Below are 12104 nucleotides of genomic sequence, written 5' to 3'. Positions count from 1 at the left end.
TGCCCGCGAGCGAGTGACCCTGCCCGCGCGCGAGTGACCCTGCCCGCGCGCGAGTGACCCTGCCCGCGCGCGACCGACCATCCCCGAGCACGGCCGTGCGCCGGGATGCGCCCGCTGGCACGATCGGCACGTGACCCTCGACACGCCCGCCGGCCGAGCGCTCGCCCACGTCGGCGCGCACGCCCGGGGCGCGCCGCTCGACCGCACGCTGCGCGTGACGCTCACCTTCCACCCGGACCGCACGCACCACGGGTCGAGCGTGCTGGAGTCGCTCGCCCACGACGGCCGGTACCGGTCGCAGTTCGAGACCGGGACGAGCAACGGCGGCCTGGGTGCGCGCCCCGGCGAGGCGCGCTGGCGGTGGGAGCAGCGGATGTTCGGCACGGCGTACGACGCGGCCCCGGCGTCCGCACGACCGGTGTACGGGGCCCTGAACCACCGCAGGTCACGGTCCGGTGGCGCCCTGCGCTTCGGGTCGGCGCACCTGCGGCTCGCCGCGCACGTCCTGGACCGCTGCACCTTCTGCTTCCCCGACTCGGTGCTCGAGCCGACCTCGTTCGGGACCGCGGGCGCCTTCGACCTGCTCCCCCTCGCCGAGGCCTTCGCGGCCGTTCCCCGCACCGACGCCGAGGAGGCACGCGACGGCGGCGCGCTCGACGCCTACGTCGAGGCGCACGTGCACGGCGGCGTGCGGCTCGCGACCGACGTCGAGGCGCTCGTGCTGGACCCGTCGTTCCGCGGGACGCAGGTCGAGCGTGCCGCCGACAGCCTCGGGGTCCCGGTCGCGTGGCACGAGGGCCGCCGGCTCCCCGTCGACGTCCTCGCCGCGCACCCCGGGTTCCGGGGCGCACGGGTCGTCGAGTCCGGGTTCCGGGTCGCCGTCGACGGGCTGCTCGACGCCGCGGTCCTGGCCCGGGCGGCGCGGACGGGCCACGAGGACCCGCAGGACCTCAAGCGGCTCTGGCACTGCGTCGCGCGGTTCGGTACGCCCGTCGAGCCCTGAGAGTCAGGCGCTCAGCCGCGCCCCTCGCCGAGGTCGCGGACGACGCCGTCCCACCCCGGCGCGAAGGCCCGGACCAGCTCGGCGAGCTCGGCGGGGAAGACCTCGATCGTCACGGCGTCGAGCTCGTCGGCCGACCACCAGCGCATCTCGTCGAGGGTCTCGTGCTCGACCGCCGTCCACCCGTCGCGCGTGAGCGCGGCCGTCGGCCCGACGCGCGCGACGAAGATCTCCTCGTCCTGGCGGCACGTCTCGGCGTAGAAGTCGAACACCGCCGACCGGCGCACGACCGGACCCTCGAGGTCGGCGACCGTGAGCACGATGCCGGTCTCCTCGCGCACCTCGCGCACCGCGGCGGCGGCGGCGTCCTCCCCCGCGTCGATGCCCCCGCCGACCGTGAACCACCAGGACCGGCCCGGCTGGTCGACGTCGTGCCCGCGCACGAGAAGTACCCGGCCGTCCGGGTCGAGGAGGATCACGCGTGCGCCACGACGGAACCGGAGCCCGTCGGCGCCCACGACCCACTCGGGGCCGAGGCGCGAGGCCGGCGGCGACGTCCGCCCCTCGGGGGACCCGGCGGGCAGGGGCGTTCCGGGGGGCTGGGCGCTCATGCGCGCCAGGGTACGCGACGGCCCCCGCTCCCGGTGGTGCCGGGGACGGGGGCCGCGCGTGCCGGTCGGTCGCGTCAGGTCGCGGGCCGGCGTCAGCTCACCAGCCGCGCTCGGCCAGACGGTGCGGCTCGGGGATCTCGTCGACGTTGATGCCGACCATCGCCTCGCCGAGGCCGCGCGAGACCTTCGCGATGACGTCAGGGTCGTCGAAGAACGTCGTGGCCTTGACCACGGCCGCGGCGCGCTGCGCCGGGTTGCCCGACTTGAAGATGCCCGAGCCGACGAACACGCCCTCGGCGCCGAGCTGCATCATCATGGCCGCGTCGGCCGGGGTCGCGATACCGCCCGCGGTGAAGAGCACGACAGGGAGCTTGCCCGTGGTCGCGACCTCCTTGACGAGCTCGTACGGGGCCTGGAGCTCCTTGGCCGCGACGAACAGCTCGTCCTCGGGCAGCGACGCGAGCGCGCGGATCTGCTGGCGGATCTGGCGCATGTGCGTCGTCGCGTTCGAGACGTCGCCCGTGCCGGCCTCACCCTTGGAACGGATCATGGCCGCGCCCTCGGTGATGCGGCGCAGAGCCTCGCCGAGGTTCGTCGCACCGCACACGAACGGGGCCGTGAAGTCCCACTTGTCGATGTGGTTGGCGTAGTCGGCCGGGGTCAGCACCTCGGACTCGTCGATGTAGTCGACGCCGAGCGACTGCAGCACCTGCGCCTCGACGAAGTGGCCGATCCGCGCCTTGGCCATGACCGGGATCGAGACGGCCTCGATGATGCCGTCGATCATGTCGGGGTCGCTCATGCGCGACACGCCGCCCTGGGCACGGATGTCCGCCGGGACGCGCTCGAGGGCCATGACGGCCACCGCGCCCGCGTCCTCGGCGATCTTCGCCTGCTCGACGTTGACGACGTCCATGATGACGCCACCCTTGAGCATCTCGGCCATGCCACGCTTGACGCGGGCCGTCCCGACGCTCGTGGTGTCGCTCGGGTCCTTGGTCACCGCAACCTCACATTCACTGATCTGGGGGGATGGCGCGTCGCGCCACCGTGGTCGATTCTACGCGTACCGGTGCGCCCGGTCGGCTCGCCCGGCACGGCCGGACCTCACGCGCCGCTCACCGCGGCGGCCGGACGGCCGAGGCCCGCGGGCCACGCGTCGTCGAGCTCGACGGTCACGGGCAGCGCGGCGCGCCCCGCGATGCGGAACGTGCGCACCCACCACTTGCGGCGCACGCGCTGGGCCTGCGCGACCGCCTCGTTGTGGAACCGGCGGGCGATCTGCACGCGGTACCAGGCGGCAGAGAGGGACTGCAGCAGGGCGTCGGCGTCGGGGTGCGCGCGCAGCTGCGCGACGTCCGCGGCGGTGCCGAGCGCGCCACGCAGGATCGCGGACAGGTCGCTCTCGGCGCGCGCGCGCTCCTCGTCGAACCCGACCGCGAGGCTGTCGCGCACGGTCGGCACGGACCGGTGCGTGAGGTCGCGGGCGAGCTCGGGCACCGCGCGCGCGAGCTCACGGTCGCCCGCGTCGCCCTCGAGCGACACCTCGTACACGGCCTGCGCGACCAGCAGCGACGACGCCGGGTCGAGCACCCCGGCCCCCGCGAGCTCGCTGGCCGCCGCCGCGCGCCGCACGAGCTGGCTGTCGAGCGCGGTGCGCGACGCGACGACCTTGCGGTGCAGCCGGTCGAGCCGGTTCGCGGCGAGCCACGCGCTCCAGCCGGCCAGCGCGAGGACGACCACGACCAGGATCACGATCTCGGACCAGGTCATGCGCCGCTCCCTTCGCTCGGCCGACTACGGGTCAGTCGGCCCAGGAGCCCGGTGTCCGGGGCGACGTCGCGGGCGGCGTCGGACGCCGCGAGAACCATCTCGTAGACGGCGAGCACCTGGGTGGTCACGGCCGACCAGTCGAACTGCCGCACGAACTGCGACGCGCGCTCGCGCCGCGCGGCGCGCCCCTGCGGGTCGGCGAGGGCGTCGAGGACCGCGCGCGCGAGGTCCACGGGGTCGCCGACCTCGAACAACGCGCCCGCGGCGCCGTCGTCGAGCACGCGTCGGAACGCCCCGAGGTTGCTCGCGACGACCGCCGCGCCCGCGCTCATGGCCTCGACCAGCACGATCCCGAAGCTCTCCCCGCCCGTCTGCGGCGCCACGTAGAGGTCGACCGACGCGAGCATGCGGGCCTTCTCGTCGTCGCTCACCGCGCCCAGGAACTCGACGTTCGCGGCGTGCTCGCCGAGGGCCGCGAGCGCCGCGTCACGTCCCGCGTCGCCGCGGCCCGCGACGAGGAACCGCGCGCCGGGGACGTGCTCGAGGATCGTCGGGATCGCCTCGACCAGCACGGGAAGGCCCTTGCGGGGCTCGTCGAGGCGTCCGAGGAACGCGACGGTCGGGCGCTCGGGGGTGCCCTGCCAGCGCGGGTCGGCGTCGGCGTCGGCGAACGCGTCGACGTACACGCCGTTCGGGATCACGACCGCGTCGCCACCGAGGTGGTCGACGAGCGTGCGCCGGGCGTCCTCGGAGACCGCGATGCGTCCGTCGATCTTCTCGAGGCTCTGCCGCACGAGCGGGTAGGCGAGCTGCAGGGCGCGCGAGCGCACGATCGAGGTGTGGAAGGTCGCCACGACGGGAACCTGCGTGGCCCACAGCGCGAGCAGGCTCAGGCTCGGGGTCACGGGCTCGTGCAGGTGCAGCACGTCGAAGTCGCCGAGCTCGGCCCACCGGCGCACGCGCGCGGCGACGCGGGGGCCGAACGTCAGGCGGGCGACCGACCCGTTGAACCGCACGGGGACGGCCTTGCCGGCCGACGTGATGAACGCCGGCAGGGGCGTGTCCTCGTCGGCGGGGGCGAGCACCGAGACGTGGTGGCCGGCGGCCATGAGCGCCTCGGCGAGGTCGCGCACGTGGAACTGCACGCCGCCGGGGGCGTCGAACGAGTACGGGCACACGATGCCGACGCGCAGGGGGCGGGACGGGCCGCCGCCGCGGCGGGTCATGCCGCCCCCGCGCCGCGCACGGCGGCGTCCCGGGCGGGGTCGAGGTCGGCGACGAAGACGCGTTGCAGCATGTGCCAGTCCTCCGGGACCTCGTGGATGGTGCGGGCGAGGTCCGTGACCCAGGCCTGCGTGGTCGCCGTGACCCGCTGCTCCTTGGTCGCGTCCGGCGGCAGGTCGAGCGCCTCGGCCACGATCTCGTCGCCGAACCGCAGCACGATGCCCCACGGGGTCCCGGCGGCGCGGCGTCGGGACCCGCGCAGTCGCTCGTACGTGATGGCGACCGCGAACAGCGGGGCGCCCGTGGCGACCGCGAGGGACGCCGGCCCGGCCGCGACGCGCGCGTGGTGACCGAGCAGGTCGACCTCGACGCCGCTCGCCGTCAGGTCACGGTCCGCGAGCAGGGGCAGGATGCGGTCCGGTCCGCGCGCGGCGCGCACGAGCGACCGGAACACGTCGGTGTCGCCGAGCGCGAGGATGTCGATGCCGAGCGCGGTGCGGAACCGCAGGAACTCCTGGAACAGTTCCTCGGGGCGCAGGCGCTCGGCGACCGTGAGCACGCGCGCCAGGTGGGTCGAGGCCCACGCGCCGGCGAGGTCCCAGTTGCCCAGGTGCCCGAGCGCGAGCACGGGCGAGCGCCCGGCCTCGAGGTGCGCGCGCACGGGCGCGGAGCCCTCCTCGCGCACGCGCGCCGTGATCTGCTCGGGCGTCGCCGCGTGCAGCGTGAACGCCTCCTGGTAGTAGCGCATGTAGGAGCGCATCGAGCGGCGCGAGAGCCGCCGCACCTCGCGCGCCGACAGCTCGGGGCGCACGCGCGCGAGGTTCGCCTCGAGCCGGCGCACGCCGCCGCCGTGACGCAACCACGCGACGTCCGCGGCGAGGGCGAAGCCGGCCCGCAGGAGGGGCCCGGGCACGCGGTGGGCGTGCCGCCACGCGAACGTGAACAGCGCGCCGGTGTCGAGGCTCACTCGGCGGGGCCCGAGGTCAGGGCCTGTGCCTGCCGGTGCACCGTCGCCATGCGCTGGACCACGGTGATCGCCGAGGCGAGCGCGAGGAGCCCGAGCACGACGACGAGCACGACGTCGGGCACGCCGAGGCCCACGAGGCCCGCGGCGACGAGCGTGAGCACGAGCCGGTCGGCGCGCTCGGCGATCCCGACGGTCGCGGTCATCCCGAGGCTCTCGGCCTTGGCGCGCGCGTACGGGACCACGCCGCCGAGCACGAGGCACGCGAGCGCGAAGCCCATGCCCCAGACCTCGTCCTGCGTCCACAGGTACGCGAGCAGGCCCGCGAACACCGCGCCGTCCGCGACGCGGTCGAGCGTCGAGTCGAGGAACCCGCCCCAGGGGCCCGTGATGCCGCGCTGGCGCGCCATGTTGCCGTCGAGCACGTCCGAGAACGCGAAGACCATGATCGCCATGGTCCCCCAGAACAGGTGCCCGGTCGGGAAGAGCACGAGGGAGCTGACCACGACGCCGAGCGTCCCGGCGATCGTGACCATGTCGGGCGTCACGCCGATCCGCAGCAGGAACGCCGCGATCGGGGTGAACAGCCGGGTGAAGAGTCCGCGCAGGCGGCCGAACATTCAGTCGTCTCCGTTCGTGGTCGGCCATGCTGCCGCGAGCCGCGCGCGCGTGTCGGACAGCAGCTCGGGCACGGCCTTGGTCCGCCCGACGACGGGCAGGAAGTTCGCGTCGCCGAGCCACCGTGGCACGACGTGCTGGTGCAGGTGCGCCGCGATCCCGGCGCCCGCGACCTCGCCCTGGTTCATGCCCAGGTTGAACCCGGCGGGCGCCGAGACCTCGCGCACGACCCGCATCGCGGTCTGCGTCAGGCGCGCGAGCTCGTGGGTCTCCTCGTCGGTCAGGTCGGTGTAGTCGGCGACGTGCCGGTACGGCAGGACCATGAGGTGACCCGCGTTGTACGGGTAGAGGTTGAGCACCACGAAGCACGCGTCGCCGCGGGCGACGATCAGCGCCTCCTCGTCCGACCGGCCCGGGAGCCGGCAGAACGGGCAGGCGTCGGAGGTGCCGTCGGCGGGCTTGTCCTGGCCGCCGATGTACACCATGCGGTGCGGCGTCCACAGGCGCTCGAACCCGTCGCGCGACGCCGCGAACCCGGCCTCGTCCTCGACGTGCACGACCGGCTCCCCCGGACCGGCCGCCCCGTGCTCGGCGCTCACGACCGGCTCAGACCTGGACGCGGTCGCGCACTGCGGCCACGATCCGCTCGACGGCCTCGGCGACCGGCACCGCGTTGTCCTGGCGACCGTCCCGGTACCGGAACGAGACCGCACCGGCCTCCGCGTCCTCGCCGCCCGCGATGAGCACGAACGGCACCTTCTGCGTGCTGGCCGTGCGGATCTTCTTGCCGAAGCGGTCGTCCGAGACGTCGACCTCGGCCCGGATCCCCTGGGCGCGCAGCTGCGCGACGACGTCGTGCAGGTAGTCGTTGAACGGCTCCGCGACGGGCACGGCGACGACCTGCACGGGCGCGAGCCACGCGGGGAACGCCCCCGCGTAGTGCTCGAGGAGCACCGCGAAGAACCGCTCGATCGACCCGAACAGCGCGCGGTGGATCATGACGGGGCGCTGGCGCGTGCCGTCGGCCGCGGTGTACTCGAGGTCGAACTTCTCGGGCAGGTTGAAGTCGAGCTGGATCGTCGACATCTGCCAGGTGCGACCGATCGCGTCCTTGGCCTGGACCGAGATCTTGGGGCCGTAGAACGCGGCGCCGCCCGGGTCGGGCACGAGGGCGAGGCCCGACTCCTGCGCGACCTGGCGCAGCGTCTCGGTCGCCTCCTCCCAGGCGTCGTCCGTGCCGACGGACTTCTCGGGGTCGCGCGTCGAGAGCTCGAGGTAGAAGTCGTCGAGGCCGTAGTCCTTGAGCAGGTCGAGCACGAACGTCAGGGCGTTCGTGAGCTCGGACTTCATCTGCTCGCGCGTGCAGTAGATGTGCGCGTCGTCCTGCGTGAACCCCCGCGCACGGGTCAGGCCGTGGATGACGCCCGACTTCTCGTACCGGTACACCGTGCCGAACTCGAACAGGCGCAACGGCAGCTCGCGGTACGAGCGGCCCCGGGCGTCGAAGATCAGGTTGTGCATGGGGCAGTTCATGGGCTTGAGGTAGTAGTTCTGCCCGGCCTTGCGCACGGTGCCGTCGTCGTCGAGCTCCTCGTCGAGGTGCATCGCCGGGTACATGCCCTCGGCGTACCAGTCGAGGTGGCCCGAGACCTGGTAGAGCTTCTCCTTCGTGATGTGCGGCGTGTTCACGAACGAGTACCCGGCCTCGATGTGCTTGCGACGCGAGTAGTCCTCCATCTCGGTGCGCACGATCCCGCCCTTGGGGTGGAACACCGCGAGGCCCGAGCCCATCTCGTCGGGGAACGAGAACAGGTCGAGCTCGGTGCCCAGGCGACGGTGGTCGCGACGCTCGGCCTCGGCCAGTCGGTCGAGGTAGGCGCGCATCTCGTCCTTGGTCGGCCACGCGGTGCCGTAGACGCGCTGGAGCTGCGGGTTCTTCTCGCTGCCGCGCCAGTAGGCGGCCGCCGAGCGCATGAGCCCGAAGCCGTTGCCGATCAGTCGCGTGCTGGGCAGGTGCGGGCCGCGGCACAGGTCCTTCCAGACCACGGTCTCGGTCTCACGGCCGGCGCCGCGCACGTTGTCGTAGATCGTGAGCTCGCCGGCACCGACCTCGACGGAGACTCCCTCGCCGGCCTCGGCGGTACTGCCGCCCTTGAGCCCGATCAGCTCGAGCTTGTACGGCTCGTCGGCGAGCTCGGCGCGCGCCTCGTCCTCGGTGACCACGCGACGACGGAACGTCTGGCCCTCCTTGACGATGCGGGTCATGACCTTCTCGAGGGCCTTGAGGTCCTCGGGGGTGAACGGGGTCTCGACGTCGAAGTCGTAGTAGAAGCCGTCGGTGATGGGCGGGCCGATGCCGAGCTTGGCGTCCGGGTTGACCTGCTGCACCGCCTGGGCGAGCACGTGGGCCGCCGAGTGGCGCAGGATGTCGAGCCCGTCGGGCGAGTCGATCGTCACGGACTCGACCACGTCGCCCTCGGCGAGCACGGTCGCGAGGTCCTTGAGCTGGCCGCCCACGCGGAGCGCGACGACGTCCTTGCGCGCGGCGAAGTGGTCGGTGCCCGTCGTTCCCGTCGTCACCGTGACCTGCTCGCCGTCGACGGTGATGGACTGGGGGGACGCTACGACGTCGGACACTGGGACGCTCCTCGGGGCGGTCGACACGGCACCACCGGATCCGGGGCACCCGCTCGATCCTACCGACCGCGCGACGACGGCGTCCCACCCGTCCGGGCGGGACGCCGTCGGGCGCGGCCGCGTCTCAGTCGTTGATCTTCTTGGCCTGCTCCGCGAGCGCGTCGACCCCGCCGTCGACCTGGTCGGGCGCCTTGTCCTTGATCTGCTCGGCGACCTGGTCGACCTGCTCGTCGCTCATGAGGCCCTTGGCCTTGTCCGCGAGTCCGCCGAGTCCGTCGGTGATGCCCATGACTTCTCCTCCGTGCCGTGCGTCGCCGCGAGCGGGACCGCCCGCGCACCTCCACGGTACGCACGCGAGACGCAGGTCACATCTCCCTGTCCCCCTCGTCGGTCGCGGACAGGGGGGTCGCGAGGTCCTCGAGGGACTGCTCCTCGGCCCCGACCCCCAGGAAGATCGCGACGATCCCGCCGCCGATCATGAGCCCGGCACCGATGAAGTAGCCGACGGCGACGCCGGAGATGTCGTCCGCGGAGCTCGCGGACTCGATGAGCCGGCCGAACAGCAGCGGCCCGGTGATGCCGCCCACCGCGGTCCCGATCGCGTAGAAGAACGCGATGCATAGCGCCCGCGTCTCCATCGGGAAGACCTCGGACGCCGTGAGGTACGCCGAGCTCGCCCCCGCGGAGGCGAAGAAGAAGATGACCATCCCGAAGATCGTCAGCGTCACCGCCGTGAGGCCGCCGATCATGAGCCCGGCGACCGCGAGCAGGACGCCCGAGACGATGTACGTCGCGGAGATCATCGGGACGCGACCGACCTTGTCGAACAGCGGACCCAGCGCGAGCGCGCCCGCGAAGTTGCTGAGCGCGAACAGCGCCAGGTACGCCCCCGTCTGGTCGACACCCAGGAACGTCTGCAACGTGTCGCCGTAGGTGAAGAAGAACGCGTTGTAGAGGAACGCCTGCCCGATGAACAGCGCGAGGCACAGCACGGTCCGCCGCGGGTAGTCGGTGAACACCGTGCGGGCCACCTGCCCGAGTCCGATGGACCGACGCTGCCTGACCGTGATGGTCCGCTCGGCCTCCTCGAGCTCGGCACCGGTGTCGGCCACGACGCGCTCTTCGACCGCGCCGACGATCTCCTCGCTCTCCTTCTCCCGCCCGTGGATGAAGAGCCAGCGCGGGCTCTCGGGGACGTGCCGACGCACGAGCAGGACGGCGAGCCCCAGGACGGCGCCGAGCGCGAAGCACAGGCGCCACCCGAGCCCGGCGTCCACGAGCGTCGGGTCCAGCAGGGGGATCGTCACGAGCGCGCCCGCGGCCGCGCCGAGCCAGTACGAGCCATTGATCGTGATGTCGATCCGACCGCGGTACCGCGCGGGGATGAGCTCGTCGATCGCCGAGTTGACGGCCGCGTACTCGCCGCCGATCCCCATCCCGGTGACGAACCGCATGACGAAGTAGTAGAGCGGGTTCATCGAGAAGGCCGTGAGCACCGTCCCGCACAGGTAGACGAGCAGCGTCACGATGAAGAGCTTCTTGCGGCCGAACCGGTCCGTGAGCTGGCCGAACACGAGCGCTCCGACGCACGCGCCCGTGACGTAGACGGCGCCCGCGAGACCGATCTGCCCGCTGTCGAGGCCCAGCCCGTCGTCCGACTTCAGGACGGCCGAGAGGTTGCCGACGATCGTGACCTCGAGCCCGTCGAGGATCCAGACCGTCCCGAGCCCGACCACGATCATCCAGTGCCAGCGCGACCACGGCAGACGGTCGAGTCGTGCCGGGACAGCGGTCGTGATCGTCCGGAGCGACGTCGCTCCCCGTGTCGAGTCCATGGATGGTTTGTACGCCCGCCCCCGGGGACACGCTCGACGAACGGCGTCACCGCCACGACGGCGGCGGTCGACGCCGACCTGTAGCGTCGGGGGCACCACGCACCCACCGGGAGGCACGACCATGGCGGACCAGCCCCGCGGCGCACGCCGGAGCTTCACGATCGACCTCCCCCCGGAGAACGAGGCGGGGGTGCCCGCCGACTTCGCGTCGCTGTGGCACACGCCGTCGTCGTTCGTCATCGACTTCGTGGCGATGAAGTCGCCGCCCGCGCCGTCGACCGACCCCGAGACCGGCGAGCAGGTCGTCACGATGCCGGTCAAGGTCGTCTCGCGCGTGCGGATCCCGCCCGAGCAGGTCTTCGAGCTCGCGAGCGCGCTGACCAAGCAGCTCGACGCGTGGGAGAAGGAGACGGGGCGGCGCGCCCAGCAGCAGGGGTGAGCCCGCTGGTCACCCTGCGTCGGGCGTGGGCACCTGCAGCACCTCGAGTCCGGTCGCGGACAGGGCTGTGAGCTCGTCCTGCCCGGCGGCGTCGCCCGTGACGAGGACGTCGACCTCGTCGAGGTCGCAGATCCGCGCCAGGGACGCGTGCCCGAGCTTGGTGCTGTCCGCGACGACGACGACGCGGCGGGCCGCTGCCAGCATGCGCTGCTTGACCGTGACCTCGGGCAGGTTGACGTTCGTGACGCCGGCCGCGACGTCGACCCCGTTGCAGCCGAGGATCGCGAGGTCCGTGTGGAGCCGGTCGAGCAGCACGAGTCCCATCGGGTCGACCAAGGAGTGCTGCATGCGTCGCAGCGTGCCGCCCGTGACCACCACCGTATAGCGGTCGAGCGCAGGCTCGAGCGCGGTCGCGATGTTGAGCCCGTTCGTCACGATGGTGACGTCCGTGAGGTCCGTGCGCGCCACGAGCGCGGCGGCCACGGCCGCCGTGGTGGTGCCGACGTCGAGCACGAGGGTCTGGCCCGCCTCGACGAGTGCGGCGGCGGCGACGCCGATCGCCGCCTTCTGGGCCGCGTTGCTGGTCCGCGCCTCCTCGAACGGGCGCTCGGACCGTGCGTGCCCGTTCGCGAGCGCCCCGCCGCGCACGCGGCGCACCGCGCCGCGCTCGGCGAGCCTGTCGACGTCGGCGCGGACGGTGACCTGCGAGACGCCGAAGGCCTCGGACAGCTCGTGGACCGAGGCGAACCCACGGTCGTTGACGCGCTCGAGGATGTCGCGGCGACGCGAGGTCGCACTGGAGGCGGTGCTCTGAGCGGCGTCGGTCATGGTCGGAGAGAAACACGCCCGGCACGTGCTGTCAACACCAGCCCGGCGCCAGCTCCTCACGGGAAAGGCAAGCGCGAAGCGCGCCGTGCTCCGCGCCGCCGCACGGCAGATACGGTTCATTACCCCCATATCGGGTTTCGTTACCGCTTGCGCTCTTGACAGGATCGGCCGGAGA

Annotated in this window: 13 protein-coding genes; 2 read left to right on the top strand and 11 right to left on the bottom strand. The window is 73.0% G+C overall.

The window, feature by feature from the left end:
- Positions 1-130 precede the first annotated feature (130 nt).
- Complete coding sequence (locus CLV28_RS08180; RefSeq protein WP_100422797.1) at positions 131-1003, top strand: DUF3626 domain-containing protein; 873 nt, start codon at positions 131-133, stop codon at positions 1001-1003.
- A gap of 11 nt (positions 1004-1014) precedes the next feature.
- Here the strand turns inward: CLV28_RS08180 and CLV28_RS08175 are convergent, their stop codons facing one another.
- The 10 genes from CLV28_RS08175 to CLV28_RS08140 form a co-directional block, all read right to left on the bottom strand.
- Positions 1015-1611 carry an NUDIX hydrolase gene (locus tag CLV28_RS08175; RefSeq protein WP_100422796.1) on the bottom strand — a complete coding sequence of 199 codons (597 nt, stop codon included), beginning with the start codon at positions 1609-1611 and terminating at the stop codon, positions 1015-1017.
- 97 nt (positions 1612-1708) lie between these two features.
- Positions 1709-2614, bottom strand: coding sequence for a pyridoxal 5'-phosphate synthase lyase subunit PdxS (gene pdxS / locus CLV28_RS08170; RefSeq protein ID WP_100422795.1), 906 nt, complete (start codon positions 2612-2614; stop codon positions 1709-1711).
- 104 nt (positions 2615-2718) lie between these two features.
- Positions 2719-3384 carry a hypothetical protein gene (locus tag CLV28_RS08165; protein WP_100422794.1) on the bottom strand — a complete coding sequence of 222 codons (666 nt, stop codon included), beginning with the start codon at positions 3382-3384 and terminating at the stop codon, positions 2719-2721.
- Positions 3381-4577: a glycosyltransferase family 4 protein gene (locus tag CLV28_RS08160; protein WP_100423099.1), complete on the bottom strand. Its 1197-nt coding sequence runs from the start codon at positions 4575-4577 to the stop codon at positions 3381-3383. The genes CLV28_RS08165 and CLV28_RS08160 overlap by 4 nt, the downstream gene beginning before the upstream one ends.
- Positions 4578-4606: 29 nt before the next feature.
- Positions 4607-5575 (bottom strand): phosphatidylinositol mannoside acyltransferase, encoded by a 969-nt coding sequence (locus CLV28_RS16015; RefSeq protein ID WP_239073187.1) that lies wholly within the window; start codon positions 5573-5575, stop codon positions 4607-4609.
- On the bottom strand, positions 5572-6192 hold the full coding sequence (pgsA, locus tag CLV28_RS16010; RefSeq protein ID WP_239073186.1) for a phosphatidylinositol phosphate synthase: 621 nt from the start codon (positions 6190-6192) through the stop codon (positions 5572-5574). The genes CLV28_RS16015 and pgsA overlap by 4 nt, the downstream gene beginning before the upstream one ends.
- Positions 6193-6747, bottom strand: coding sequence for an HIT family protein (locus tag CLV28_RS08150; RefSeq protein WP_239073208.1), 555 nt, complete (start codon positions 6745-6747; stop codon positions 6193-6195). It abuts the gene before it with no gap.
- 49 nt (positions 6748-6796) lie between these two features.
- Positions 6797-8827 (bottom strand): threonine--tRNA ligase, encoded by a 2031-nt coding sequence (gene thrS / locus CLV28_RS08145; RefSeq protein ID WP_100422793.1) that lies wholly within the window; start codon positions 8825-8827, stop codon positions 6797-6799.
- 124 nt (positions 8828-8951) lie between these two features.
- Positions 8952-9116, bottom strand: a complete 165-nt coding sequence (locus tag CLV28_RS15655) for a hypothetical protein (RefSeq protein WP_170062645.1) — start codon at positions 9114-9116, stop codon at positions 8952-8954.
- A gap of 76 nt (positions 9117-9192) precedes the next feature.
- Positions 9193-10662 carry an MFS transporter gene (locus CLV28_RS08140; protein WP_100422792.1) on the bottom strand — a complete coding sequence of 490 codons (1470 nt, stop codon included), beginning with the start codon at positions 10660-10662 and terminating at the stop codon, positions 9193-9195.
- Positions 10663-10783: 121 nt separating this feature from the next.
- Here CLV28_RS08140 and CLV28_RS08135 point away from each other — a divergent pair, with 121 nt between their 5' ends.
- The gene (locus tag CLV28_RS08135) at positions 10784-11101 is read left to right on the top strand and encodes a DUF3467 domain-containing protein (protein ID WP_100422791.1); all 318 of its coding nucleotides are present in this window, start codon (positions 10784-10786) and stop codon (positions 11099-11101) included.
- A 9-nt stretch (positions 11102-11110) separates the two neighbouring features.
- On the opposite strand, the gene CLV28_RS08130 is transcribed toward CLV28_RS08135, so the two are convergent.
- Complete coding sequence (locus tag CLV28_RS08130) at positions 11111-11929, bottom strand: DeoR/GlpR family DNA-binding transcription regulator (protein ID WP_100422790.1); 819 nt, start codon at positions 11927-11929, stop codon at positions 11111-11113.
- Positions 11930-12104 lie beyond the last annotated feature (175 nt).

Origin of the sequence: Sediminihabitans luteus, assembly GCF_002797595.1 — a bacterium.
GTDB classification, from domain to species: Bacteria; Actinomycetota; Actinomycetes; order Actinomycetales; family Cellulomonadaceae; genus Paraoerskovia; species Paraoerskovia lutea.
Note: the sequence above shows the minus strand (reverse complement) of the source record. Positions and strands in the feature narration are given on the sequence as shown.